Below are 26,050 nucleotides of genomic sequence, written 5' to 3' on the forward strand. Positions count from 1 at the left end.
CGGACAAGCGGCGGATGCTACGTCAGGCCCGGGGGCGGGTTTTTCTCCGATCGGTAACCGGACGTGCGACGGCGCCGTCCTCGTGCGGCATGCGCGCGCGTGGCGACCGCACCCCGGGCGGGGGCCCTCCAAAGTACGGGGATTCCCCCGGGGGGAGGCCGGGGATTCCCTCATGGGAATGGACCTGTGGGGAGCGCGGTCAAGAGGGGCGCGGACGCTGCATAGAATCCCGCCCCATGGCAACCAAAGCAGTCACTCCCCCGGGCAGCTACGGCGAAGGCTCGATCCGCGTCCTCAAGGGCCTGGAGCCGGTCAAGCAGCGCCCGGGCATGTACACCCGGACCGACAACCCCCTGCACATCATCCAGGAGGTGATCGACAACGCGGCCGACGAGGCGCTGGCCGGACACGGCAAGCGCATCGCGGTCATCCAGCACACCGACGGCTCGATCACCATCGAGGACGACGGCCGCGGCATTCCCTTCGGCCTGCACCCCGAAGAAGGCGTCCCCGTCGTCGAGATCGTCTTCACCCGGCTGCACGCCGGCGGCAAGTTCGACAAGGGCAGCGGCGGCGCCTACAGCTTCTCCGGCGGCCTGCACGGCGTGGGCGTGTCCGTCACGAACGCGCTGGCCAAGCGGCTGCAGGTGACGGTCTACCGCGAGGGCCAGGTCGCGACCTTGGCCTTCTCCGGCGGCGACGTCGTCGAGCCGGTGGCCGCGCGCAAGGCCGAGCTCAAGGCCGGCGACCGCAAGCAGGGCACGACGGTGCGCGTCTGGCCCGACGCGAAGTACTTCGAGGCCTCGGACCTCCCCAAGAACGAGCTGGTCCACCTGCTGCGCTCCAAGGCCGTGCTGATGCCCGGCGTCACCGTGACGCTGACGCAGGAGAAGACCGGCGAGACCCAGACCTGGACGTACAAGGGCGGCCTGCGCGATTACCTGATGCAGTCGCTCCCCGCCGACCCGCTGATCCCGCTTTTCGAGGGCGAGCAGTTCGCGACCGCGTCCGAGAGCGAGAATTTCGCCGAGGGCGAGGGCGCCAGCTGGTGCGTGGCCTTCACCGAGGAAGGCCAGATCATGCGCGAGAGCTACGTCAACCTGATCCCGACGGTGGCCGGCGGCACGCATGAATCGGGCCTCAAGGACGGCCTGTTCGGCGCGGTCAAGGGTTTCATCGAGATGCATGCGCTCGCGCCCAAGGGCGTGAAGCTGATGGCCGAGGACGTGTTCTCGCGCGCCAGCTTCGTGCTGTCGGCCAAGGTGCTGGATCCGCAGTTCCAGGGCCAGACCAAGGAGCGGCTGAACTCGCGCGACGCGCTGCGCCTGGTGTCGGCCTTCGTCAAACCGGCGCTGGAGCTGTGGCTCAACCAGCATGTCGAGCACGGCAAGAAGCTGGCCGAGCTGGTCATCAAGCAGGCGCAGACCCGCCAGCGCGCGGCGCAGAAGGTGGAGAAACGCAAGAGCTCCGGCGTGGCCGTGCTCCCGGGAAAGCTGACCGACTGCGAGAGCACCGACCTGCTGCACAACGAGCTCTTCCTGGTCGAGGGCGACTCGGCCGGCGGCTCCGCCAAGCTGGGGCGCGACAAGGAAACCCAGGCCATCCTGCCGCTGCGCGGCAAGGTGCTGAATTCCTGGGAGGTCGAACGCGACCGGCTGTTCGCCAACAACGAGATCCACGACATCTCGGTGGCCATCGGCGTGGACCCGCACGGCAAGAACGACGAGCCCGACCTGAGCGGCCTTCGCTACGGCAAGATCTGCATCCTGTCGGACGCGGACGTGGACGGCGCCCACATCCAGGTGCTGCTGCTGACGCTGTTCTTCCGCCACTTCCCCAAGCTGATCGAGACCGGCCACGTCTACGTCGCGCGTCCGCCGCTGTTCCGCGTGGACGCCCCCGCCCGTGGCAAGAAGCCCGCGGCCAAGCTCTATGCGCTGGACGAGGGCGAGCAGACCGCCATCCTGGACAAGCTGCGCAAGGAAGGCGCCCGCGAGGGCAGCTGGAGCATCAGCCGCTTCAAGGGCCTGGGCGAGATGAATGCCGAGCAGCTCTGGGACACCACGCTGAATCCCGAGACCCGCCGTTTGCTGCAGGTGCAGTTCGGCGATCTGGAGATCGGCGACACCGAGGGCGCCATGAACAAGCTGATGGGCAAGGGCGAGGCGGCGGCGCGGCGCGAGTTGATGGAGCTGCACGGCGACGCCATCGAGGTGGACGTCTGAGCGGCCCGTCCGCGACGACCCGCTGACCGCCACCCGCAATCCGCAATCCGCAATCCGCAATCCGCAATCCGCAAGCCCGAGCCAGGACCCCCGCCATGCTGGAGCACCGCGTCACCTTGCGCCCGACCATGCTGTCCGATCTGGACTTCGTGGTCGGCGTGGAGCAGGACGCGGCCAACCGGCCCTTCATCACCCCCTGGGAGCGCACGCAGCACGAGGGCGCGATCCGGTTTCCGGACGCGCGCCATTTCATCGTGGAGCTCGACGCCGAGCGCGCCGGTTTCGTGATCCTGCAGGGCTGCCGCAACCCGAATCGCTCGGTGGAGCTCAAGCGCATCGTGCTCGGCCCCAAGGGTCTGGGCGTGGGGCGCCAGTGCGTGCGGCTGCTCAAGAAGATGGCGTTCGAGCAGCTCGGTGCGCATCGCTTCTGGCTGGACGTCAAGGGCCGCAATGAGCGCGCCCAGGCGCTGTACCGCAGCGAGGGCTATGTCGAAGAGGGCCGGCTGCGCGAATGCGTGCGGATCGAGCCAGGCTCGACCGCGCCCGACGGCATCGCCGGCGCGGGCGACCGCGAGGCCTACGACGACCTGATCGTGATGTCGCTGCTTCGGCGCGAGTACGAGGCGCGCGTCGCGCGCGCCGAGGAGCCGACATGAGCCATGGCCGGAACCTTCGCCGTCCTCTGAGCCGCAAGCGTCTGGCGTTGGCTGTCGCGGCGGCCTTCGCCGCCAAGCTCACGCCGGCGCATGCGGAACTCTGGGGTTACGTCGACGCCCAGGGCATGGCGCATTTCGCGCCGACGCAGGTGGACAGCCGCTTCCAGCCGGTGATGTCGCAGTTCAGCGGCATCCAGCGGGTGCCGGGCAAGACCGACCACGGCCAGCGCATGCTGACTTGGCTGGACATCGCGCCCGAGGTCAAGGCCGTGCAGCCGTATCTGCGCGAGGCGGCCGCGGCGACTGGCGTGGATGTCGAGCTGCTCAAGGCCATCATCGCGGTCGAGTCCGGCTTCAAGGCGGACGCGGTGTCGCCGCGCGGCGCGACCGGGCTGATGCAGATCACGCCGGTGACCGCGCAGCGCTACGCGACGGCGGAGGAGCTGCGGCGGCCGGCCGTGCTGACGGAGGCGCGCGCCAACGTGCTGATCGGCGCGCGCATGCTGGCCGACCTGACGCGGCGTTTCGGCCGCATCGACGCGGCACTGGCGGCCTGGAACGCGGGCGAGGGCGCGGTGCGGCGCGCCGGCGGTCAGATGCCTGACATCGACGAGACGCAAGCTCACGTGCACCTGGTGCTGGAGCTGTATTGGGCGTTGCTGCAGCGCAGCCTGGGCGCCCAGGCGCGGCAGATGACCATGGTCGCGGCCCCGGTGCGCTGAGCAGCGTGCCGCCGCGATCGACAAGAGATCACCTGAAAGTATTTTTCCGGCTCCGGCCGGCAAGCATCGAGATGACACAAGAGACCTTTGATTTCGAGACGCCCAACGGGCCGGGCGGCCCGGGCGGGCAGACCCCGTCGGGCGATGCGCTGCAGCTGGCGCAGTACGCGCAGCAGGCTTATCTGGAGTACGCGCTGTCGGTGGTGAAGGGCCGCGCGCTCCCGTCCTACAGCGACGGCCAGAAGCCGGTGCAGCGCCGCATCCTGTACACGATGGAGCGGCTGGGACTGGGCTTCACCGGCGCCACCGGCGCGAAGGCGGTCAAGAGCGCGCGCGTGGTCGGCGAGGTGCTGGGCAAATACCACCCGCACGGCGACCAGGCGGCCTACGACGCCATGGTCCGCATGGCGCAGGAGTTCAGCCAGCGCTATCCGCTGGTCGACGGCCAAGGCAACTTCGGCAGCCGCGACGGCGACAACGCCGCCGCGATGCGATACACGGAAGCGCGGCTCTCGATCTATTCGCGCCTGCTGCTGGACGAGCTGGATCAGGGCACGGTCGACTTCCAGCCCAACTACGACGGCTCGTACGAGGAGCCCAAGGAGCTGCCGGCGCGGCTGCCCTTCGTGCTGCTGAATGGAGCGTCGGGCATCGCGGTGGGCATGGCCACCGAGATCCCCAGCCACAACTTGCGCGAGGTCGCCGAGGCGGCGGTGCTGCTGCTCAAGCGCCCGGACGCCAGCGACGACGAGCTCTACGGTCTGATCAAGGGCCCGGACTATCCGGGCGGCGCACAGCTGATCAGCTCGGCCGAAGACATCCGCGCGGCCTACAACAGCGGCCGCGGCAGTCTGAAGCTGCGCGCGCGCTGGAAGATCGAGGACCTGGCCCGCGGCCAGTGGCAGCTGGTCGTGACGGAGCTGCCCCAGGGTGTGAGCACGGCCAAGGTGCTGGAGGAGATCGAGGAGCTGACCAACCCCAAGGTCAAGACCGGAAAGAAGACGGTGACCGCGGAGCAGCTGCAGCTCAAGGGCGCGGTGCTGGCGGTGCTGGACAAGGCCCGCGACGAGTCCAACAAGGACGCCCCGGTGCGCCTGGTGCTGGAGCCCAAGAGCCGCGCGGTCGATCAGCAGGACCTGATCAACACGCTGCTGGCGCACACCAGCCTGGAGACCTCGGCGCCGCTGAACATGACCATGGTCGGCGACGACGGCCGGCCGGTGCAGAAGTCGCTGCGCAAGATCCTGACCGAATGGAACGGCTTCCGCTTGAACACGGTCACGCGCCGGACGCAGCATCGTCTGGACAAGGTCCGCGACCGCATCCACATCCTGGAAGGCCGCCACCAGATCCTGCTGGACATCGACGAGGTCATCGCGCTGATCCGCAACTCGGATGAGCCCAAGCCCGCGTTGATCGAGCGCTTCAAGCTGAGCGAACGCCAGGCCGAGGACATCCTGGAGATCCGACTGCGCCAACTGGCGCGGCTGGAGTTCATCAAGATCGAGCAGGAGCTGAAGAACCTGCGCGAGGAAGCCGGCAAGCTCGAGGAGATCCTGAACAACCCGTCGACGCTGCGTCGCACGGTGATCAAGGAGATCGAGGCCGACGCCAAGCAGTACGGCGACGAGCGCCGCACGCTGATCCAGGAGGACAAGCGCGCGGTGGCCGAGGTCCGCATCGTCGACGAGCCGGTGACGGTGGTCGTCAGCCTGAAGGGCTGGGTGCGGGCGCTCAAGGGCCATGAGGTCGATCCGGGCGCGCTGGGCTTCAAGTCGGGCGACGCGCTGTACGGGGTGTTCCCGTGCCGCAGCGTCGATCCGCTGGTGGTGCTGGGCAGCAACGGCCGGGCTTACTCGGTGCCGGTGTCGGCGCTGCCGGGCGGCCGCGGCGACGGCCAGCCCATCACCACGCTGATCGAGCTGGAGTCGGGCACGCAGATCGCGCATTACTTCGCCGGCGCGGCGACGCAGAAGCTGCTGCTCGCGGGCACCGGCGGCTTCGGCCTGGTGGCCGAGGTCGGCGATCTGGTGGGCCGTCAGAAGGCGGGCAAGAGCTTCCTGTCGCTGGAAGGCGAGGAGCGTCCGCTGCCGCCGTCGGTCGTGCCGGCGGCCGCCGCCGGCGTCCAGGTGGGCTGCCTGTCCATGAACGGCCGGCTGCTGACCTTCGCGATCGACGAGCTCAAGCACCAGCCCAAGGGCGGTCGCGGTCTGACGCTGATCGACCTGGAGGCCAAGGACGCGCTGGTCAGCGTCGCGGCCTTCACGACGCAGCTGCTGGTGTCGGGTCTTGCCCGCGGGCAGAAGCCCAAGGAGGAGCCGCTCAAGGGCGTGGCGCTGGCGTCCTATGCCGGCAAGCGCGCCAAGAAGGGCAAGGCCTGCGATCTGATGACCAAGCCGATGCGCATCACGGCCGGGTGATCACGGCGGTTTGATCACGGCGGGCTGAGCGTCCGCCCGTTCTTACGGCTGTGACCCTCTGCAACAACTCTCGCCGTTTTCCGGCAAGACGTGGCCAAGGGTCGACATGCAAACTCCGTCACGCATGAGTTCGTCATGCGGAACGGAGTTCTTTATGCAGTTCAAGACCCTCGCCCTGGGGGCGACCCTGGCACTGATCGGCGCCGCCGCCTCGGCGGAAACCTTCAGCTTCGAGCCGCAGGTGCTGACCCCGTCCACGGGCAGCTTCTCAGACGTCGTGCTGGGCAGCTTCACGTTGACGCAGGCCTCGAACGTCACCGGCTCGGTGCTGGCGGCGACCACCATCGGCTTCGAGGGCGGCAGCACGCTGCCGCTGCAGTCGGTGTCCTTCTCGTTCGTCGGCCTGAACGGCCACACCGACCTGGATCCGAGCGCGACCGGTTTCAGCTTCGCCAATCTGGCGGCCGGCACGTATCAGCTGGTGGCCAGCGGCTCGCTCAGCGGCGCGGGCATTCCCAACTTCGCGGTGCTGCGCACGACGGCCACGGCGGTCGCCGCCTCCGCGGTCCCGGAGCCGGCGAGCTACGCGCTGATGCTCGCGGGGATCGCGGGCCTGGGCTTCTTGGCCCGGCGACGCAAGGCCTGATCCTGTCATGCAAAAGAGCGCTCCGATGGAGCGCTCTTTCGTTGCGGGGGGAGAGGCTGCAGGGGCGATCAGAGTCGCGCCATCGCCTTCGCGCATTCCGGTACCAGGGCGGGGCCCTTGTAGATCAGACCGGTGTAGAGCTGGACCAGGTCGGCGCCGGCCTGCAGCTTGGCACGCGCGTCGTCGCCGCTGAGCACGCCGCCCACGCCGATGATGGGGAAGCCGCTGCCCAGCGCCGCGCGCAGCAGGCGGATCACGCGGTTGCTGGCCTCGAACACGGGCGCGCCGGACAGGCCGCCGGTCTCATTCGCATGCGGCAGACCTTGCACCGCGTCGCGCGCGATCGTCGTATTGGTCGCGATCACGCCGTCGATGCCGTGGCGTTTGAGGCTGGCGGCGATCACGGCGACCTGGTCTTCATCGAGGTCCGGTGCGATCTTCACGAACAGCGGCACGGTGCGGCCGCTGGCTTCCTGCAGTGCCAGCCGGCGCGCCTGCAGCGGACCGAGCAGCGCATCCAGCGCCTCGTCGCTCTGCAGCTGGCGCAGGTTCTTGGTGTTGGGGCTGGAGATGTTGACGGTGATGTAGTCGGCGTGCGGGAACACGCCCTCCAGGCCGAGCAGGTAGTCGTCGACCGCGTTCTCGATCGGCGTCGCGGCGTTCTTGCCGATGTTCAGGCCCAGCAGGCCGCCGTGGTGGCGGAAACTGTGCGAGCGCTTCACGTTGGCGATGAACGAGTCCAGGCCCTCGTTGTTGAAGCCCAGGCGGTTGATCAGGGCCTGCTTCGCCGGCAGGCGGAACATGCGCGGCTTGTCGTTGCCGGGCTGCGCCTTGGGCGTGACCGTGCCGACCTCGATGAAGCCGAAGCCCATCGCGCCCAGGCCGTCGATGCAACGGCCGTTCTTGTCCAGGCCCGCAGCCAGTCCGATGCGATTGGGGAAGCGCAGGCCGGCGACGGTGACCGGGTCCTGGACGCGGGTCTGCGCCCAGGCGCATTGCAGCGGGGTGTTCTGGAGGCGCGCGATGCTGCCCAGCGTCAGTTCATGGGCATGTTCGGGGTCCATGCCGAACAGGAAGGGACGAGTGAGGCCGTAGGGGATCAGGGACATGATGGGGCGGCATTGTCTCATCGCCCCTCGCACGGCCCCGACGCGACGCGCGCGCCGCGTGCGAACGGTGATGGGGAACTCGCCCTAGCCCGTTCGGGCCCTCAGGGGCTTGACGGCCGGTCCCAGGGCGGCACGTCGCCGAAACGCTCGACCAGAAAATCGATCAGCGCCCGCACCTTGGGGCTGGGGAAGCGGCTGGGCAGATAGACCGCGTAGAGCCCGTTGGCCTCGGCCGGCCCGCCCAGCGGCGTCCAATCCGGGAGCAGCGCGGTCAGGCGGCCCTCGCGCAGGTCGCGCCCGATGGCGTAGGTCGGCAGCACCGCCAGGCCCATGCCCGCCAGCGCCGCGATGCGCAGCGACTCGCTGCTGTTGGCGGTCAGGCCGCTCTCGAAGCGCAGCGCGCCGGAGATCTCCACCTCGCGTTCGCCCTCGGTCGGATGCCGGAAGCGCCAGCGCTCCGGCGCATGCAGATAGCCGAAGCGCAGACAGCGGTGCTCCGCCAGCGCCGCCACCGAGTCCGGCGTTCCATGGGTCGCCAGATAGCCCGGCGAGGCGCACAGCACGAAGCGCACCTCGGCCAGCTTGCGCGCGACCAGCCCGGGGCTGGGCCGGCCGGTGAGCCGCAGCACGACGTCAAAGCCTTCCTCGGCCAGATCGACGTAACGATCGTTCAGGCCCAACACCACCTGCAGCTGCGGATGCTGCGCGCAGAAGTCCACCATCAGCGCGGTGAACTGCAGGTTGCCGAAGGCGGTGGAGGTGCTCAGCCGCAGCACGCCGCGCGGCTGCTCACGCTGGCCGGCGAGTTCGGCATCCAGGGCCTGCGCTTCCTCGAGCAGGCGCTGGGCGCGCTCGTAGACGCCGCGGCCCTCGGCGGTGGCGCTGATGCTGCGCGTCGTGCGATGCAGCAGCCGCGTGCCGAGCTGCTGCTCCAGCCTGGCCACCTGCTTGCTGACCGCCGATTTCGTCGTGCCCAGCAGCTTGGCCGCGCCCGAGAAGCTGCGCGCGTCGACGACACGGCTGAAGGCCTGCAGATCCTCGAGTCGACCCATGACGCGCTCCCCCCTCCGATCGGATGAACCGGCGGACAGCGTCGCCGGAATGACGCGATTGTCATCCAAATGGAAACGCTGAAATGAATCGAGAGTGGATTGTGTCCGGAAGGCTGGATTCCTAGAGTTCAGCCATCGCCTTCCGAGGCCTCCGCCCCGCCGCCTTTCACCTTGGAGCCCGCCATGTCGACCTCCGCCTCCGCGTCCTCGCTGAATCAGCGCCTCTCGATGAGTCTCGCCCGACCCGCGCCGGCGGTCCCGGCATCCGCGCCGGGGCCGGATCGGCTCGCGCAACTGGTGGCGCTGAGCATGCCGCTGCTCTTCATCCTGCTGTGGAGCACCGGCTACGTGGCCGGCAAGCTGGCGCTGCCGCACGCGGGCCCGTTCACGCTGCTGGCGCTGCGTTTCGGGTTGGCGGCGCTGGTGCTGATCGTCGTGTCGCTGGTGACCCGCGCGCCCTGGCCGCAGACCGCGCGCGACTGGCTGCATCTGGGCGTCGTCGGACTGCTGATGCAGGTGCTGCACTTCTCCGGCGTCTACTGGGCGATCCGGCAGGGGCTGCCGGCCGGCATCGCCGCGCTGCTGATCGGGATGATGCCGCTGGCCACCGCGCTGGGCGCGCATCTCTGGCTGGCGGAGCGCCTGTCCACGCGCCAATGGCTGGGGCTGCTGGGCGGCGCGGCGGGCGTGGGCCTGGTGATCGCGGGACGGCCGGTGCTCACGGGCGGCGAGGGCGCCTGGGCCGCCTACGGCGCGGGGCTGCTGGGCCTGGGCGGTCTGGTGGCCGGCACGCTTTACCAGAAGCGTTTCTGCGCCGGCATGGACCTGCGCACCGGCAGCGGCGTGCAGATGTCGGTGTCCGCGCTGGCGGTGCTGGCGCTGGCCCTGTGGCGCGAGCCCGTCGCCCCGGACTGGAGCGTGGAGCTGGTCGCCTCGACGCTGTGGCTGGGGCTGGTGAACTCGATCGGCGCCTTCAGCCTGATGTTCGTGATGATCCGGCGCGGCCAGGCCGCCGCGGTCGCCCGATTGTTCTTCCTGATCCCCGGCGTCTCGGCGCTGATGGGCGCGGCCTTCCTGGGCGAGCGCCTGGGCGCGATGGCGGTGTTGGGTTTCGTCGTCTCGGCGCTGGCCGTGGGTCTGGCTTCGCGCACGCGCACGGGCGGATAATCCGCCGGCCATGAAGAACCTTGACCACCCGCAGCAAGACCGGGAAGTCGGCACCGCCGACGGCACCCGCGACGCCACCCGTACCGACGACACGCGCATCGACGCGGTCCGCCCGCTGATCTCTCCCGCGCTGCTGCTCGACCAGCTGCCGCTGCCGGAGCGCTCGCAGCAGGTGGTGGAGACCGCGCGACAGGAGATCAGCGCGGTGCTGCACGGCACGGACGACCGTCTGCTGTGCGTGGTGGGGCCGTGCTCCATCCACGACCACGGCCAGGCCATGGACTACGCCCGGCTGCTGAAGGATCTGCGCGACGAGCTCAAGGACGATCTGCTGATCGTGATGCGCGTCTACTTCGAGAAGCCGCGCACGACGGTCGGCTGGAAGGGCTACATCAACGATCCCTTCCTGGACGGCAGCTTCCACATGAACGAAGGCCTGCGGCTGGCGCGCCAGCTGCTGCTGGACGTGACCGCGCTGGGCCTGCCGGCGGGCACCGAGTTCCTGGACCTGCTGTCTCCGCAGTACATCTCCGACCTGATCGCCTGGGGCGCCATCGGCGCCCGCACGACCGAGAGCCAGAGCCACCGCCAGCTGGCGTCCGGCCTGTCCTGCCCGGTGGGCTTCAAGAACGGCACCGACGGCTCGGTGAAGGTCGCCTCGGACGCGGTGCTCGCGGCGCGCGCCAGCCACGCCTTCATGGGCATGACCAAGATGGGCCTGGCGGCGATCTTCGAGACCCGCGGCAATGACGACTGCCACCTGATCCTGCGCGGCGGCAAGGCGCCGAACTACGACGCCGCCTCGGTGCAGGCGGCGGCCGAGGTGCTGAAGGCGGCGGGCCTGCGCCAGCAGCTGATGATCGATTTCTCGCACGCCAACTCGTCGAAGAAATTCGAGCGCCAGATCGACGTCGGTCGTGACGTCGGCGCGCAGATCGCCGGCGGCGACGCCCGCATCACCGGCGTGATGGTGGAGTCCCACCTGCAGCCGGGCCGTCAGGACCTGCTGGACGGCCAGACCAAGGCCGACCTGCTGCCGGGCGTGTCCATCACCGACGCCTGCCTGGGCTGGAGCCAGACCGAGCCGCTGCTGCGCGATCTGGCCGCCGCCGTGCGTCAGCGCCGCGAACGGCGCAAGGCCTGACCCCCCGGCCCACCGTCGCCGCTGCACGCCGCCGGCGCCGCCTCCATGAGCCGCCCCGCTGACCCATGCTGAGCGGTCTCTCCGGACTGGTCGCCTGGCACCCCTGGATCTATCCGGCGCTGACGGTGCTGCATCTGATCGGGCTGGGCACGCTCTTCGGGGGGCTGCTGATTCTGGATCTGCGTCTGCTGGGGCGGGCGAGCACGCTGGACCCCGTCACGCTGGCGCGGCTCGCCGTGCCCGTGGCGCTGGCCGGCTTCGCGTTGTGCCTGGTGACGGGCGGATTGATGTTCGCCGCCCATGCGGACGAGGTCTGGGCCAGCCGGGCCTTCCGCGTGAAGCTGGTGCTGATCCTGATCGCGGGCCTGAACGCGCTGTGGTTCCACCGCCGTGTCGCCCTGGGCCGGACCGGATCGCCCGGACCGCGAGGTGAGGCGGTGCCCGACCGCCTGGCCCGCGCCCAGGGCTTGCTCTCGCTGGCGCTGTGGATCGCGGTGATCGCCTGCGGACGCTGGATCGGCGTGGCCTGAGCCCGCTGCATCTGGCGACCGCCTCCCGCATTTCGCGCCGTCGGCTGGCGCTTCGTCCCAAGCCGCTTCGCCGCGCCGGGCCGTCTTCCTAGAGTGCGCTCCATCGACCCGATGCCCGGGTCGCCCTCAGGAGCCCGCCATGACGATTCGACCCTTCCGCAAGTTCTCCCTCCCACTGGCCGCGGCCACGGCGCTGACCGGTGTCGCGCTGCTGCTGGGCGCGCCGATGGCGCGAGCGGCGGATCTTGAGGTCGAGGTCAGCGGGGTGACGGCCGTCAGCGCCGAGAAGCTCGCCGAGAAGAACGCCGACAAGGCCTCTGACAAGTCCGGACAGGTGCTGGTCGCCGTCTACGTCGGCGCGGACGTCTGGCTGCGCAAGCCGACGGCGGTCGGACGCGCCGCGCTGAGCGAGCTCAAGGACGGCGTGGTCAAGCTGCGCCTGAGCGGCCTGCCCGACGGTCCGCTGGCGATCTCGGTGTTCCAGGACCTGAACGGGAACGGCAAGCTCGACAGCAACATGATGGGCATGCCCACCGAGCCCTATGCCTTCTCGCGCCAGGCGCAAGGCAACTTCGGTCCGCCGAGCTTCGATCAGGCCGCGCTGCCCGCCGGCACCACCCGCCACGCGATCCGCCTGCCGGCTCAACCCTGATCCTCGAGGAGAACGAGATGGACCGCTCCTCCATGACGCACTCCCCCATGGATCGTCGCCAGCTGTTGCGCGCCGGAGCCGCCTCGGCGCTGGCGGCCAGCGCGGTCGCGTCGCCCCGCCTGGTGCTGGCCCGCGCCGGCGAAGCCTTGGCCACGTCCGCGCATCTGGCCAACGGCGCCGCCGCGCTCAGCGCCGAGGACTTCGAGCGCGCCGTCGCCGAAGCGCCCGAGCTGCTGCCGCTGCGCGGCTGGTCCGGCGAGGACCGCGCCGCCGCCGAGCTCCGCATCGAAGGCCGCTGGCCGCGCGAGCTGCAAGGCACGCTGTACCGCAACGGTCCCGGCCTGCTGAGCCGCGGCGGCGAGCGCTACCGCCACTGGTTCGACGGCGACGGCCTGGTGCAGGCCTGGCGCTTCGAGGGCGGCCGGGCTCGCCATCAAGCGCGCTTCGTCCGCACGACCAAGTTCGAGGCGGAGCGTCAGGCCGGCCAGTTCCTGTTGCCGACGCTGGGGACGGCCATTCCGCCGCAGCGCCCGCTGACCGGGCCGGACAGCATCAACGTCGCCAACACCAGCGTGCTGCGCCTGCAGGACCGGCTCTACGCGCTGTGGGAGGGCGGCAGCGCCTACGAGCTGGACGCCGGCTCGCTGGCGACGGTCGGCCCCAAGACCTGGGCGGCGGAACTGCGCGGGATGCCGTTCTCGGCGCACCCCAAGGTCGAGCCGGACGGCACGGTCTGGAACTTCGGCGCGAGCTCGCGGCATCTGGCCGTCTACCGCATCGGCCGCGACGGGACGCTCAGCCGGCATCAGGTGCTGTCGATGCCGATGTCGGCGATGGTCCACGACTTCGCGGTGTCGGAGCGGCACCTGGTCTTTCTGCTCGCGCCGATCACGCTGGACGCGGCGCGCCTGCAAAAGGGCGCCAGCATGGTCGAGTCCATGCAATGGCGCGAGGAGCAGGGCACCCGCGTGCTGGTGCTGGACAAGGAGACGCTGACGCCGCGCTGGTACCAGCTGCCGGCCACCATGGTCTTCCACTTCGGCAACGCCTGGGAGACGGCGGATGAGCTGGTCGTCGACTACGTCGAGGCGCCGCCGCTGCCCGAGTTCAACGCCCGTATCGCGCGGCTGATGTCCGGCCATCGCAGCGAGTCGGTGCCCTCGCAGCCGCGTTTGCTGCGGCTGCCTCTCAAGGGCGGCGAGCCGCGCCTGGCGACGCGCGATGAATCGGTGGAGTTTCCGGTCGTCGATCCGCGCGTGGTCGGGCGGCGCAATCGCTACGTCTACTACCCGGTGCGGGTGAACGATCCGCGCCGCTGGGGCTTCGACGGCGTCATGCGCCTGGACATGGAGACCGGCGCGCGCCAGCGCTTCGGCTTCGACGAGCCGGTCATGCTCGAAGAGCAGCTGCTGGTGCCCAAGCCGGGCTCCACGCGCGAGGGGGAGGGCTGGCTGCTGGGCACGGGCTACGACGTCAAGCGTCAGCGCAGCTTCGCCACGGTCTTCGAAGCGCAGCGCCTGGAGGACGGTCCTGTGGCGCGCGCTTGGCTGCCGTACTGGGTGCCGCTGGGCTTCCATGGGCGGTTCTACGCGGGCTGAGCCGTGGCGGGCCGCGATAATCGCGGCTTCCGTTCCCTCATTCCTCTCCCGAGCACCCCATGACCCAAGACGAATTGAAGACCCTGGTCGGCCAGGCCGCATTGCAGTACGTGACGCCGGACACGGTGGTCGGGGTGGGCACGGGCTCGACGGTGGACAAGTTCATCGACGCGCTGGCCGCCAGCGGCATCCGGATCGCGGGCGCGGTGTCGAGCTCGGTGCGCAGCACGGAGCGGATGAAGGCGCTGGGCATCCCGGTGCTGGACGCGGCCGAGGTCGAGTCGCTGCAGGTCTACATCGACGGCGCCGACGAGATCGACCACGGCGGCCACATGATCAAGGGCGGCGGCGCGGCGCTCACGCGCGAGAAGATCGTGGCCGATCTGGCCAAGACCTTCGTCTGCATCGCCGACGAGAGCAAGCTGGTGCAGGCGCTGGGCGCCTTCCCGCTGCCGGTGGAGGTGATCCCGATGGCGGCGGCGCAGATCGCGCGCCGCTTCCGCGCGATGGGCGTCGAGGCGGTGCTGCGCAAGGACTGCGTCACCGACAACGGCTGCCACATCCTGGACGTCAAGGGTCTGAAGATCACCGACCCGGCGGCGTTCGAGGCCGACGTCAACCAGTGGCCGGGCGTGGTCACCGTGGGCGTGTTCGCCCGCAACAAAGCCGGCGTGTGCCTGCTGGGCACGGCGCAGGGCGTGAGGACGATGACGTTCTGAGCATCCTCTCCGCTGCGAGATCCACAAATCATGGATTCGAATCCATGGAATGTGGAGATCGGCTCGGCGCCAAAGCAAATCGTGGCCCGCGGGCCCCGATTTGCATGACGCGTCCCGGCGCTCAGCGCAGACGGAACACCGAGATCGCCGTGGCCAGTCGCTGGGACTGCTCCTTCAGGCTTTCCGCGGCGGCGGCGGATTCCTCCACCAGCGCGGCGTTCTGCTGCGTCATCTGGTCGAGCTGACCCACCGCGGCATTGACCTGGTTGATGCCGTCGCTCTGCTCGCGGGCCGCGGCGCTGATCTCTCCGATGATGTCGGCCACGCGCTGCACGCTGGCGACGATCTCCGTCATCGCGCCGCCCGCGTCCTCGACCAGGCGCGAACCCGATTCCACCCGCTCGACGCTGGCGCCGATCAGGGTCTTGATCTCCTTGGCCGCTTCCGCGCTGCGCTGCGCCAGCGACCGGACCTCGCCGGCCACGACCGCGAAGCCTCGACCCTGCTCGCCCGCGCGTGCCGCTTCTACCGCCGCGTTCAGCGCCAGGATGTTGGTCTGGAAGGCGATGCCGTCGATCGTGCCGATGATGTCGGCGATGCGGCGCGAGCTGTCGCTGATCTCGCCCATCGTGCTCACCACCTGACCCATCACCGCGCCACCGCGCTGCGCGGTCTCGGCCGCCGAGCTCGACAGCTGATTGGCCGTCATCGCGGAATCGGCGGTCTGGCGCACCGTGCCGGTCAGCTGCGTCATCGAGGCCGCCACTTCCTGCAGGTTGGACGCCGTCTGCTCGGTGCGCGCGCTCAGGTCGTGATTGCCGGTGGCGATCTCGGCGCTGGCGGTGCCGATGCTCTCGGCCGAGCCTCGCACATCGCCGATCAGTTTGAGCAGCTGCTCCTGCATGCCGCTGAGCGAGCCCAGCAGCTGGCCGGTCTCGTCACGACCGCCCGCGGGCACCCGCTGCGTCAGGTCGAAGTTGGCGATGGCGTCGGCCACGCCGGCCGCGCCTTGCAGCGGCCGGGTGATCGAGCGCGTCAGCGACACCGAGAACCACACGCCCAGCGCCAACGCGATCAGCGAGAACACCAGCAGCGAGGTGCGGGCGCTGGCGTTGGTCGAGTCGACGTGCTCGGCGGCCTTGTCCAGCTGCGCGCGCTTGTGCTGCACGATGGCCTGGATGGCGTCCTGGAACTTTGCCGCGGCGGGCTGGAAGTCGCGGTCGAAGACTTCGCGCGCCTTGTCGGACTCGCCGGCCTTCTTGGCGGCGGAGACGGCGTCGCGGGTGCTCAGGTAGCCCTTGCGCGCTTGGCTGAGCGTGTCGAACATCTGGCGCTCTTCCGGCGTGACCATGTAGGTCTCGAGCTTCTTCTGCAGCTCGCCGGATTGCTTGGTCGAGTCGGCCGAGATCGTGGCGAAGAACTGGGCCAGGCTGGCGTCGGCGCTCACGGCGATGGCGCTGGTGCGGTTCACGCCGTTGGTGATGTTGCGGAACCAGTCCGAGGCCACGCGCTCGGCGGCCAGGTCCTGGTTGTACATGGTGCCCGTCTCGGCGGCGACGCGGCCCAGGGCCAGGTAGCTCAGGCCGGAGCCGACGAAGGAAATCAACAGCACCAGTCCCAGCACCAGGCCTAGACGCTGGCCGATCGTGCGGCCCGCCACGAGATGAATCATGAAATGTCCCCGAATAGTGAAAACGCGCCCGCTTTCAGGGCGCTTCCGTTGCGTATCGACCGGCATGAGGAAAACTTAAACAGCAGACGACGGCGGCGGCCGACTGTGCGTCTTCCGTCACGTCCGGGAGGGGGAGCAAAGCCCGACCCCAGCCAGCATCTTGGGGGATGAGCGCCATCGCGGCGGGGGTGTCGTTCGCCAGGACTTGAGCTTGCGCAAGCTCCCGTCAGTCCGCCGTCAGTTGATGGGGGAGGAGCCCCCGGAATCGCTTTTGACGCGGCCTCGTGGTGGCAGAGTTTCTCGTCTGTGCGGGCGAGGGCTCGCTGGTGTGAAGGAGTGGCAATGGATGCTGCGGTGAGAGACGGCGGTGTGGTCACCCACCTGAAGGGCTTGGACTCCCGGATCGGGACGTTGGACACGCGAGTGGGATCGCTCGAGTCCCGAATCGGAACCTTGGAGACCAAGGTCGAGGCGCTCGATTCCCGGATCGGGACCCTCGAGACAAAGGTGGAAAGGCTGGATTCAAGGGTCGGTGCGGTCGACGCGCGGGTGATCTCGCTGGAGACGAAGTGGGACGCCGTGATTCCGACGCTTGCGACCCGCGCGGACCTGGAGGTGGTGCGTGGTGAGATGAAGGAGGGATTCGGTCTGCTGCGCGCCGAGATTCATGAGTCCTATGCCGGCATGGCCAAGTGGTTCATCGGCACGCTGATCAGCGTCAGCGCCCTGACCGTGGCCGCCATGGCGATCGTGCTGGCGCCGCAGATGTCCCGGGCGCAGGGGAGAGTCGACGTCGGCATGGCCGGCGCGAGTCTCGAAGCCATCGGCGATGGCGTTCCGTCATAAGGAGATGACCATGGAAGCGATCGAATATCAACGCGCCATACGCGAGCGGCTGGAGCCGTTTGACCCCACGGTGTCGGATCGGGTGTTGGCCCTGGAGGTGCGGTGGGCGGTTGTGCTCCCGACCTTGGCGACGCGAGAAAGCGTGGAGCAGGTGCGAGGCGAGCTCCGGGCGGAGATGGCGCAGGGCTTTGCGCAGCTCCGCTCCGAGATGCATCACTCGATGACCAAGCTCGAGCGCTGGCTGATCGGCACGATGATCAGCTTTGGCGTCGCGGCGATCGGCCTGACCGGCTACACCACCGCGCAGATGTCCGCGATGAAGGCGCTGGTGACGAGTTCGATCAGCCAGCGCTCCGACGCTGTTTCGCCCCGAACCGCGCGGGATCCAGCGCCTCCGCCAGGCTCGACTCGACAGGCCACGGCGCTCCCGTGAGCTGCGCGGCAAGCAGGTCCGCGCACAGCGTCGCCCAGGTCAACCCGCGTGAGGCGAGGGCGCCCATCACCATCAAGCCCGGCTGCCGAGGCCAGAACCGGGCCTGTTCCGCGCGTTGCGAGGGTTCGGCCGAGGGCAGCGCGCCGACCAGGGGCAGGCGATCCGGCATCAGGCTGCGCCAGCCGACACGGCCGGCCAGCGGCAGCTGATCGGGGATGTTCGACGCGGGAAGCAGCTGCCGCAGCCGCTGGAGGTTCTGTGCCTGATCAGCCTGGCGCAGCGAGGGATCCCGATCGCCCGCATCCGCGCTGGCACCGAAACAGAGTCGTCCGTCCGGCAGGCTCAAGGCGTAGCCCAGGCCCGCGACGGGCATCGCCAGGACCGGCGGCTTCCGATCCGCTTGATCGGCGTGCTCCCTCTGATCCCTCTGATCCGCTGACATCACGCTCAACTGCCCACGCTGTGAGATCCACGGCCAAGCGGGGCCAGCGCTCCAGGCTGACACCAGCGATGGGCTGCTGATCCCGCCGCACAGCACGACCGCATCGGCCGCGGCGATGATCTCGCCGCGCTCATCCAACGCGGACCAGCGGGCGTCGTTCTCGTCGTGTCGCAGCGCGGCGACCCGCGTGTTCACGCGAAGCGCGATGCGCTCGTCGTCCAGCCAGGCTTGCACGAGCGCGGGCGGCGAGACCGCGCCTCCGCCCGGGAAGAACCATGCCGGTTGAGCCAGCGCGACGCCCGCCTTGGCGCTCGCGGCCTCGGCATCGAGGGCCTGCACGTAATCGTCCGGCAGGCCGCCGTGGCTCAGCAGCGCGCGCATCTCGTCGAGCGCCTGCGGCTGCCGCTCCACGCGCAGCAGGCCCCACTGCAGCCAGGGCAGTTGCGATGCGATGCGGCGCAGCTCGCGCTCCGTCGCGAGCGCTGCGGCCCGGCTGAAGCGCGCATGCAGGCCGTCCTCCGCATGCAGCGTTCCGTGGAAGAGTCCGCCCGGATTGCCCGAGGCCTGTGTGGCGGGCGTGGGGCCCGCTTCCAGTACCGTGCATCGCAGGCCTTCGCGAGTCAGCGCCCGCGCGCAGGCGGCGCCCGCGAGGCCGGCGCCGATGATCAGCACCTCCTTCGCGGCGGGCGTGATCGCCGCGCGCCCCGGCGCCGTGGGTGCGCGATGGCGAGGCGCGAAGGTGGCGACGCTCATCGACCACTTGCCCGCCAGCCCCGGACGCTTCTCCACCGTGAATCCGGCTGTCGACAGTCCGTCACGCACGCCGCGCGCGACGCTCCAGGTGGCTGCCGTCGCGCCCTCGGCGGCCAGGCGGCCGACCTGCTTGAAGATGCGCTCATCCCACAGCTCCGGGTTCTTCGCCGGCGCGAAGCCGTCGAGGAAAAAGGCGTCCACCTGCGCCACCAGCTCCGGCAGCCACTCGCGCGCATCGCCGAAGGCAAGCATCAGCCGCACGTGGCCGTCCTCGAAGTCCAGCGTGTGTAGGTTGGGCGTCAGCGAGGGCCAGGCGTCCAGCAGCTGGCGAGCGAGCCCGGGCGCCGGCGAGGCCGCATGCGCTCGCGCCAGGTCCTCGCGCGTCAGCGGATGCTTCTCGATGCTGAGGAAGACCAGCCGCTCGCAGCGCTGGGGATCGTCACGCCAGGCGGCCCAGGTCGCCAGGAAGTTGTTGCCCAGTCCGAAGCCGGTTTCCAGCACGACGAAGCGCGTGCGCCCGGCCCAGCGTCCCGGCAGGCCGTTGCCGTTCAGGAAGACGTAGCTCGCCTGCGCGAAGGCGCCGGCGGGCGAGTGATAGCCGTCGTCGAAATCGGGCGAGCGGGGCAGGGCGGCGTCGGAGAAGTCGACGCGGGCCGGGAGGATGGGCGCGGTCTTCATGGCTCAGCGGGTGGAGGCCGGGAGTATGCGGTGATCGGCCATGAAAAACGGCGCCGCGATGGGCGCCGTCAACACGGAAGGTCGAGCTCGCGATCGATCATGATCGATGGCGGGCTCGACGAGGCCGTCGATCAGGACGAGGACTTCGGACGCGTCAGCGCGGCGCCAGCCGGGCGGTTGCCCTGGCTGCCGTGGCCGCCGCCGTGACGGCGATCGCCGCCCTGGCCTTGGCGCTGACCGCCGTGTCCCTGACCCTGACGTTGTCCGCCCTGGCCTTGACCTTGGCCTTGGCCTTGTCCCTGGCGCTGACCTTGCGGCTGGCCGCCGCCTTGCGGACGGCCTTGGCCCTGGCCTTGCGATCGGCCACCGCCGCCGCCACCACGACGGCCACCGCCGCCACCGGCTGGACGCGGCGCGCCCGAGGACTTGCCCAGGCCGCCGTTGAGCACCATGCGGCCCATTACGATGGGCTCGGCCTTGGCGTTCGGGTCAGGCTCGAAACCGGGGACGACCTCACGCGGAATCTCGCGCTTGATCAGCTTCTGGATGTCGCGCAGGAAACCTTCCTCGTCGATGCACACCAGCGACAGGGCCTCGCCCTGCGCGCCCGCGCGGCCGGTGCGCCCGATGCGGTGCACGTAGTCCTCGGCCACGTTGGGCAGCTCGTAGTTGATGACGTGCGGGAGCTGGTCGATGTCGATGCCGCGCGCGGCGATGTCGGTCGCCACCAGCACCTTCAGGTCGCCGCTCTTGAACTCGGACAACGCCTTGGTGCGGGCGCCCTGGCTCTTGTTGCCGTGGATCGCCATGGCGGTGATGCCCGACTTGTCCAGGTACTCGGCCAAGCGGTTGGCGCCGTGCTTCATCCGCGTGAACACCAGCACCTGATGCCAGTCGTTCTTCGTGATCAGGTGAGCCAGCAGCTCCTTCTTCTTGTCGCGGTCGACCGGATGGACGCGCTGGGCGATGGTGTCGGCCGTGGCGTTGCGGCGCGCGACCTCGATCAGGCCGGGGTTGTCCAGCAGACGGTCGGCCAGGGCCTTGATCTCGTCGCTGAAGGTCGCCGAGAACAGCAGGCTCTGCTTCTTGGCGGGCAGCAGGGCCAGCACCTTCTTGATGTCGTGGATGAAGCCCATGTCCAACATGCGGTCGGCTTCGTCCAGCACCAGGATCTCGACCTTGGACAGGTCCAGCGTGCCTTGCTGCGCGTGGTCCAGCAGACGGCCCGGCGTCGCCACCAGGATGTCCACGCCCTTGCGCAGCTGGCTGATCTGCGGATTCATGCCGACGCCGCCGAACATGACCATGCTGGTCAGCGGCAGGTACTTGCCATACGTGCGCACGCTTTCCTCGACCTGGGCGGCGAGTTCGCGGGTGGGCGTCAGGACCAGCGCGCGGATCGCGGGGCGACCCTTGGCATCACGCACGGGCTTGCTGGCGGACAGGCGCTCCAACAGCGGGAGGGTGAAGCCGGCGGTCTTGCCGGTGCCGGTCTGCGCGCCGGCGAGCAGGTCGCCGCCGGTCAGGACGGCGGGAATCGCTTGACTCTGAATCGGGGTGGGGTTGGTGTAGCCGGCGTCGGCGATCGCGCGGAGCAGGGGCTGGGACAGTCCCAGTGCATCAAAACTCATAGGCCGCTTTGTTCTTGCTCGAGAGAGCTTTGTGTGCAGCACGCCGGCCCGGGGAGGGCCTGGCGCCAGTCTTCGGCTGCCGTGGGAGAGCGTGAGCTCAAAAACATGAAAGCCGCGGCAAGACTGAGCCACGGCGATGGCGAGCATTGTAGCTGACCGGGTCTTCGGCCCCTCGTGAAGAAGCCCTTGCCGGACCTGCGTCGCGCGCAGTCGAAGGCAGGCCCACGGGTCTCGGCGCGGTCGGCGAACGAGCGGTCCGTGAAGTCCTGCCGGCGGGGTCGCGAGGACAGCTTGCGGCAAGCTTGCGGACAGCTGAGACACAGCGTCCGTCGGGCGGAAAACGCCCCTTGACGGGCGGTCTCGTGTCGGCGTCCGCAGCCTTGTTTCAGGTCGGTTAAGCGGGGGTAAAAAGCGCGGGAAGGCCGCGCCAGATCGGGCGTCCGGGCGACTTCGGGCGGCATAGTCTTGCGCCAGTTCCCACTCGAAGCAGTCAGCCATGAGCGCCCCGTTCCCCGATCCCGCCGCAGGCACCCACCTGCTGCTGCTGGACCCCGACAGCCACGCCCGGCTGCGTTTTTCGGCGCTGCTCAGGGCCTGGGGCTTCCGCGTCACCGACAGCAGCGAGGCCGCCTTGCTCGATCGCGTGCCGCTGCTGCCGGTGGACCTGGCGCTGCTCGATCCCAGTGACGCCCGCGAGGCCGGCTGGGGCGCGCTGACGCGATTGCGCCAGCGCTCGCGCCTGCCGGTGATCGTGCTGCTGCAGCACGACAGCACGCTGGAGCGGGTGCTCGCGCTGGAGCGCGGCGCCGACGCGGTCATCGCCAAGGACGGCGAGCCGCGCGAGCTGCAGGCCCGCATCAAAGCGCTGCTGCGGCCGCGGGAAGGCGATGCGGCCGAGGTGCTGATGTTCGGCCGCTTCCGGCTGGAGCCGATGACGCGCCGGTTGACCGGTCCGGGCGGCTTCTGCGTGGTGCTCTCGCAGAGCGAGTACAGGCTGCTGCGCGCCTTCCTGGAACGCCCGCACAGCGTGCTGCAGCGCCAGGAGCTGCTGCATCTGGCCCGTGGCGACGGCGTCACCGCGCTGGAGCGCAGCGTGGACCTGATGGTCTCGCGGCTGCGTCAGAAGCTGAACGACGACCCGAGCGCGCCGCTGATCCGGACGGTGCGCGGCATCGGGTATCTTTTCGATCCGCCGCTGCGCTGAGGCGTGGCCGGGCTGGTGCGGCCCGCGAGGCTCACTTCGGAGCGACGTTCACCCAGCGCAGCTCGAACCAGTTGTCCGGGCGGTGGACGACCGTCACGTTGGCGCGCGTCGCCCACGGGATCATCTGGCGGTGCAGCGGGATGATGTGGGTCTGCGCGCGGAACTCCCGCAGCGCGGCCTTGACCAGCTCCTCGCGCTTCTTCGGATCCGCCTCGCCGCTCGATGCGGCGGCCAGCTGATCGAACTTGTCGTCCTTCCAGTTGCCGAAGTTGTATTGGCCGACCGACTTGTCGCCGCGGTTGCGCATCAGCGGCGTGAGGGCGGTCTCGGCGTCGGTGATGGTGCCGCCCCAGCCGTACAGGTAGAGGCTGGTGTCCAGCTTCTCCAGCTTGGGGAACATCAGCACGCGCGGCTGCGCGTTGACCTGGACCTTCACCTTGATCTGCGCCCACATCGAGGCCAGTGCCAGGCAGATGCGCTCGTCGTTGACGTAGCGGTTGTTGGTGCAGTCCAGCGTGACCTCGAAGCCGTTGGCATAGCCGGCGTCCGCCATCAGCTTGCGCGCGGCCGCCAGGTCGAAGGGCAGCCGGGTCTCCAGCTGCGGATCCTTGTAAGCGCCCAGCGGCGACGGCGTGACGCCGCCGGTGGGCAGGCTCAGGCCATTCATCAGCTTGGTCCGCAGCGTGTTGATGTCGATGGCCTGGTACAGCGCCTGGCGCACACGCAAGTCCTTGAACGGGTTCTTGTCGCCCGGGACCTTGGCGTAGAGCAGCTTGTCGCGCGCCTGATCCATGCCGACGAACACCAGCCGGTTCTCCACGCCTTCCTGGATCTTGATGCCCGTCGTCTGCTTCAGGCGCGGGATGTCCCGCGGCGACGGGTCCTGCACGAAGTCGATCTCGCCCGACACCAGCGCCGCCAGCCGCGTTGCGTCGTTGGCGATGGGCGTGTAGACGGCGTCCTGGACGTTGCCGTCGAACCTGCCCCACCAGAGCGGGTTGCGTTTGAAGGTGGTGCGGATGCCGGGCTCGCGTCCGGTCATCATGAAGGGGCCGGTGCCGTTCGAATGCGTGGCGGCGTAGGTCTCCTGCTTGTCCTTGAAGTTCTGCGGCTTGGCCACGCCGTGGGCTTCACTCCACTTGCGGCTCATGATGAACAGCAGGTCAATGTGCTGCAGGAAGATCGGATTGATCTGGGCGAGCTGGAACTCGACCGTGTGGTCGTCGATCTTCCTCGGCGTCCCGACCGCCTCGGCATAGACGCTGATCTGGGAGGCCGGATCCTTGGCGCGGTTCACCGAGAACACCACGTCGTCGGCGGTGAAGGGCGTCCCATCGTGGAACTTCACGCCCTGGCGCAGCTTGAAGCGCCACAGCTTGGGGTTGACCTGCGTCCACTCGGTCGCAAGACCCGGCACCAGGTTGAGGTCGCGGTCGCGCGAGACCAAGCGCTCGTAGACCTGGCCGTTCATCGCGTTGGTGACGATCTCGTTCTGGGCGTGAGGGTCGGCGGTCTGCATGTCGCCCTGGCTGGACCAGCGCAGCGTCTGGGCCTGCGCGCCGGCGGCGGCCAGCGCCAGCAGGGCGGCCGCGACGATGCGCGCGCTGGATGCGCGAGGGACGGCGAGGAGGGCGGGTCGGGACTGCGGCATGGATGGGCTCTCTGGGACGTCGGCAGGGCGGTCGAGTTTAGGAGCTTGAGCGGAAGCTGCGACAATGCGCGACTATTGCCCGGGCGGCTCCGCGCCCTTGCACGCCGCCGGCCCTCGTTCGCAGGGCAACGGGCGGCCCCGGTAACCCACGAAACGCTGAACAACCAACGCCATGGCTCAATACGTTTTCTCGATGAACCGCGTCAACAAGACGGTTCCTCCCAAGCGCCACATCCTCAAGAACATTTCGCTGTCGTTCTTCCCGGGCGCCAAGATCGGCGTGCTGGGCCTGAACGGCTCGGGCAAGTCCACGCTGCTGAAGATCATGGCCGGCGTCGACAAGGAGATCGAGGGCGAGGCCACGCCGATGCCCGGCATCAAGATCGGCTACCTCGAGCAGGAACCCAAGCTCAACCCTGACCAGACCGTGCGTGAGGCGGTGGAGGAAGGGATCGGCGGCGTGCTGGCCGCCAAGAAGCGTCTGGACGAGGTCTACGCCGCCTACGCGGAAGAGAACGCCGACTTCGACGCGCTGGCCGCCGAGCAGGGCGAGCTGGAAGCCATCATCGCCGCGGCCGGTTCCGAGAACACCGACCTGCAGCTGGAGTTGGCCGCCGACGCGCTCAACCTGCCGCCCTGGGACGCCAACATCGGCGTGCTGTCCGGGGGCGAGAAGCGCCGTGTGGCGCTGTGCCGCCTGCTGCTGTCCAAGCCCGACATGCTGCTGCTGGACGAGCCGACCAACCACTTGGACGCCGAATCGGTCGAGTGGCTGGAGCAGTTCCTGCAGCGCTTCCCCGGCACCGTGGTGGCCATCACCCACGATCGCTACTTCCTGGACAACGCCGCCGAGTGGATCCTGGAACTGGACCGCGGCCACGGCATCCCCTGGAAGGGCAACTACTCCGACTGGCTGGACCAGAAGGAACGCCGCCTGGAGCAGGAGCAGAAGTCCGAGGACGCCCGCGCCAAGGCGATGAAGGAAGAACTGAAGTGGGTGCGCTCGAACGCCAAGGGCCGTCAGGCCAAGAGCAAGGCGCGTCTGGCCCGCTTCGAGGAGCTGAGCGACGTCGAGTACCAGAAGCGCAACGAGACCAACGAGATCTTCATCCCGGTCGCCGAGCGCCTGGGCAATGAAGTCATCGAGTTCGAAGGCGTGACCAAGTCCTTCGGCGACCGCGTGCTGATCGACAACCTGTCCTTCAAGGTTCCGGCCGGCGCGATCGTCGGGATCATCGGCCCGAACGGCGCGGGTAAATCGACGCTGTTCCGCATGATCCAGGGCGTCGAGCAGCCGGACAGCGGCACGGTCAAGATCGGCAAGACGGCCAAGCTGGCCTTCGTCGACCAGAGCCGTCAGAGCCTGGACGCGAGCAAGACCGTGTGGGAAGACGTCTCCGGCGGTCTGGACAACATCATCGTGGGCAAGTTCGTGATGCCCTCGCGCGCCTACATCGGCCGCTTCAACTTCAAGGGCAACGACCAGCAGAAGCTGGTGGGCTCGCTGTCCGGCGGTGAGCGCGGCCGTTTGCATCTGGCCAAGACCTTGGCCCAGGGCGGCAACGTGCTGATGCTGGACGAACCGTCCAACGACCTGGACGTCGAAACCCTGCGCGCGCTGGAAGAGGCGCTGCTGGAGTTCGCCGGCTCGGCGATGGTCATCTCCCACGACCGCTGGTTCCTGGACCGCATCTGCACCCACATCCTGGCGTGCGAGGGCGATTCGCAGTGGTTCTTCTTCGACGGCAACTTCCACGAGTACGAAGCCGACAAGAAGAAGCGTCTGGGTGAAGAGGGTGCACGTCCCAAGCGCGTCCGCTTCAAGCCCATTGCGTAAGCTCCGCGGCCTCGCTTCGGGCGTGCTGCGTCGCTGCAAATCCTCGCCCTAGCTGGGCGATGGCTCCGGTTTGCGCCTGGCCGGCCATCCCGAATCAAGGCCTCGGCGCTCACGCAATCCGAGCGTTTCATTGCCGCTCGTGGCGTCTCGTTTCAAGGGGCGGCGCGGGCGGTTTTTCATTGGGGCTGATTCATTTCAAGAATCTTTACAGGGGGCCCACGGCCTCCTAACGTCCTCCCGCGACCATTTCCTCACCCCCGAAC

General features: G+C 69.1%; 21 protein-coding genes. 15 read left to right on the forward strand and 6 right to left on the reverse strand.

Annotated features, from left to right (window positions below):
- Positions 1-236: 236 nt before the first annotated feature.
- From parE to ABDW59_RS14010, 5 genes are all read left to right on the forward strand, one after another.
- Positions 237-2,225: a DNA topoisomerase IV subunit B gene (gene parE / locus ABDW59_RS13990; RefSeq protein ID WP_343630453.1), complete on the forward strand. Its 1,989-nt coding sequence runs from the start codon at positions 237-239 to the stop codon at positions 2,223-2,225.
- A gap of 95 nt (positions 2,226-2,320) precedes the next feature.
- Positions 2,321-2,881: a GNAT family protein gene (locus ABDW59_RS13995; protein WP_343630454.1), complete on the forward strand. Its 561-nt coding sequence runs from the start codon at positions 2,321-2,323 to the stop codon at positions 2,879-2,881.
- Positions 2,878-3,603, forward strand: coding sequence for a lytic transglycosylase domain-containing protein (locus tag ABDW59_RS14000; RefSeq protein WP_343630455.1), 726 nt, complete (start codon positions 2,878-2,880; stop codon positions 3,601-3,603). Before ABDW59_RS13995 ends, ABDW59_RS14000 begins: the two co-directional genes overlap by 4 nt.
- Positions 3,604-3,674: 71 nt before the next feature.
- The gene (gene parC, locus ABDW59_RS14005; protein ID WP_343630456.1) at positions 3,675-6,023 is read left to right on the forward strand and encodes a DNA topoisomerase IV subunit A; all 2,349 of its coding nucleotides are present in this window, start codon (positions 3,675-3,677) and stop codon (positions 6,021-6,023) included.
- Positions 6,024-6,177: 154 nt separating this feature from the next.
- Positions 6,178-6,669 (forward strand): FxDxF family PEP-CTERM protein, encoded by a 492-nt coding sequence (locus tag ABDW59_RS14010; RefSeq protein WP_343630457.1) that lies wholly within the window; start codon positions 6,178-6,180, stop codon positions 6,667-6,669.
- 68 nt (positions 6,670-6,737) lie between these two features.
- Here ABDW59_RS14010 and ABDW59_RS14015 read toward each other — a convergent pair whose 3' ends face one another.
- Both ABDW59_RS14015 and ABDW59_RS14020 read right to left on the reverse strand, forming a co-directional pair.
- Positions 6,738-7,778, reverse strand: a complete 1,041-nt coding sequence (locus ABDW59_RS14015) for a quinone-dependent dihydroorotate dehydrogenase (RefSeq protein WP_343630458.1) — start codon at positions 7,776-7,778, stop codon at positions 6,738-6,740.
- A 101-nt stretch (positions 7,779-7,879) separates the two neighbouring features.
- Positions 7,880-8,830, reverse strand: coding sequence for a LysR family transcriptional regulator (locus ABDW59_RS14020; RefSeq protein ID WP_343630459.1), 951 nt, complete (start codon positions 8,828-8,830; stop codon positions 7,880-7,882).
- Positions 8,831-9,013: 183 nt separating this feature from the next.
- Between ABDW59_RS14020 and ABDW59_RS14025 the strand changes: the two genes are divergently transcribed.
- The 6 genes from ABDW59_RS14025 (at position 9,014) to rpiA (ending at position 14,640) form a co-directional block, all read left to right on the forward strand.
- Positions 9,014-9,997 carry a DMT family transporter gene (locus ABDW59_RS14025; protein ID WP_343630460.1) on the forward strand — a complete coding sequence of 328 codons (984 nt, stop codon included), beginning with the start codon at positions 9,014-9,016 and terminating at the stop codon, positions 9,995-9,997.
- A 10-nt stretch (positions 9,998-10,007) separates the two neighbouring features.
- Positions 10,008-11,141 (forward strand): 3-deoxy-7-phosphoheptulonate synthase, encoded by a 1,134-nt coding sequence (locus ABDW59_RS14030; RefSeq protein WP_343630461.1) that lies wholly within the window; start codon positions 10,008-10,010, stop codon positions 11,139-11,141.
- 65 nt (positions 11,142-11,206) lie between these two features.
- The gene (locus tag ABDW59_RS14035; protein ID WP_343630462.1) at positions 11,207-11,671 is read left to right on the forward strand and encodes a DUF6644 family protein; all 465 of its coding nucleotides are present in this window, start codon (positions 11,207-11,209) and stop codon (positions 11,669-11,671) included.
- 139 nt (positions 11,672-11,810) lie between these two features.
- Positions 11,811-12,323, forward strand: coding sequence for a DUF2141 domain-containing protein (locus ABDW59_RS14040; protein WP_343630463.1), 513 nt, complete (start codon positions 11,811-11,813; stop codon positions 12,321-12,323).
- Positions 12,324-12,340: 17 nt separating this feature from the next.
- Entirely contained in the window at positions 12,341-13,921 is a 1,581-nt protein-coding gene (locus ABDW59_RS14045) for a carotenoid oxygenase family protein (RefSeq protein WP_343630464.1), read from the forward strand.
- Between the two features lie 59 nt (positions 13,922-13,980).
- On the forward strand, positions 13,981-14,640 hold the full coding sequence (gene rpiA / locus ABDW59_RS14050; protein WP_343630465.1) for a ribose-5-phosphate isomerase RpiA: 660 nt from the start codon (positions 13,981-13,983) through the stop codon (positions 14,638-14,640).
- A gap of 121 nt (positions 14,641-14,761) precedes the next feature.
- Here rpiA and ABDW59_RS14055 read toward each other — a convergent pair whose 3' ends face one another.
- Positions 14,762-16,312 (reverse strand): methyl-accepting chemotaxis protein, encoded by a 1,551-nt coding sequence (locus tag ABDW59_RS14055; protein ID WP_343630466.1) that lies wholly within the window; start codon positions 16,310-16,312, stop codon positions 14,762-14,764.
- A 453-nt stretch (positions 16,313-16,765) separates the two neighbouring features.
- Here ABDW59_RS14055 and ABDW59_RS14060 point away from each other — a divergent pair, with 453 nt between their 5' ends.
- Together ABDW59_RS14060 and ABDW59_RS14065 are read left to right on the forward strand one after the other, a co-directional pair.
- Positions 16,766-17,158: a hypothetical protein gene (locus ABDW59_RS14060; protein ID WP_343630467.1), complete on the forward strand. Its 393-nt coding sequence runs from the start codon at positions 16,766-16,768 to the stop codon at positions 17,156-17,158.
- 10 nt (positions 17,159-17,168) lie between these two features.
- Positions 17,169-17,591, forward strand: a complete 423-nt coding sequence (locus tag ABDW59_RS14065) for a hypothetical protein (RefSeq protein WP_343630468.1) — start codon at positions 17,169-17,171, stop codon at positions 17,589-17,591.
- On the opposite strand, the gene mnmC is transcribed toward ABDW59_RS14065, so the two are convergent.
- Complete coding sequence (gene mnmC, locus ABDW59_RS14070) at positions 17,500-19,464, reverse strand: FAD-dependent 5-carboxymethylaminomethyl-2-thiouridine(34) oxidoreductase MnmC (protein ID WP_343630469.1); 1,965 nt, start codon at positions 19,462-19,464, stop codon at positions 17,500-17,502. The genes ABDW59_RS14065 and mnmC overlap by 92 nt on opposite strands.
- A gap of 131 nt (positions 19,465-19,595) precedes the next feature.
- Positions 19,596-21,095, reverse strand: coding sequence for a DEAD/DEAH box helicase (locus ABDW59_RS14075; protein ID WP_343630470.1), 1,500 nt, complete (start codon positions 21,093-21,095; stop codon positions 19,596-19,598).
- Positions 21,096-21,591: 496 nt separating this feature from the next.
- Between ABDW59_RS14075 and ABDW59_RS14080 the strand changes: the two genes are divergently transcribed.
- On the forward strand, positions 21,592-22,299 hold the full coding sequence (locus ABDW59_RS14080; RefSeq protein WP_343630471.1) for a response regulator transcription factor: 708 nt from the start codon (positions 21,592-21,594) through the stop codon (positions 22,297-22,299).
- A 31-nt stretch (positions 22,300-22,330) separates the two neighbouring features.
- On the opposite strand, the gene ABDW59_RS14085 is transcribed toward ABDW59_RS14080, so the two are convergent.
- Positions 22,331-23,950 carry an ABC transporter substrate-binding protein gene (locus ABDW59_RS14085; RefSeq protein ID WP_343630472.1) on the reverse strand — a complete coding sequence of 540 codons (1,620 nt, stop codon included), beginning with the start codon at positions 23,948-23,950 and terminating at the stop codon, positions 22,331-22,333.
- 172 nt (positions 23,951-24,122) lie between these two features.
- On the opposite strand from ABDW59_RS14085, the gene ettA reads away from it, so the two are divergent.
- Entirely contained in the window at positions 24,123-25,787 is a 1,665-nt protein-coding gene (ettA, locus tag ABDW59_RS14090) for an energy-dependent translational throttle protein EttA (RefSeq protein WP_343630473.1), read from the forward strand.
- The last annotated feature ends 263 nt before the right edge of the window (positions 25,788-26,050 follow it).

Source organism: Roseateles sp., from assembly GCF_039595295.1.
GTDB lineage: Bacteria > Pseudomonadota > Gammaproteobacteria > Burkholderiales > Burkholderiaceae_C > Roseateles.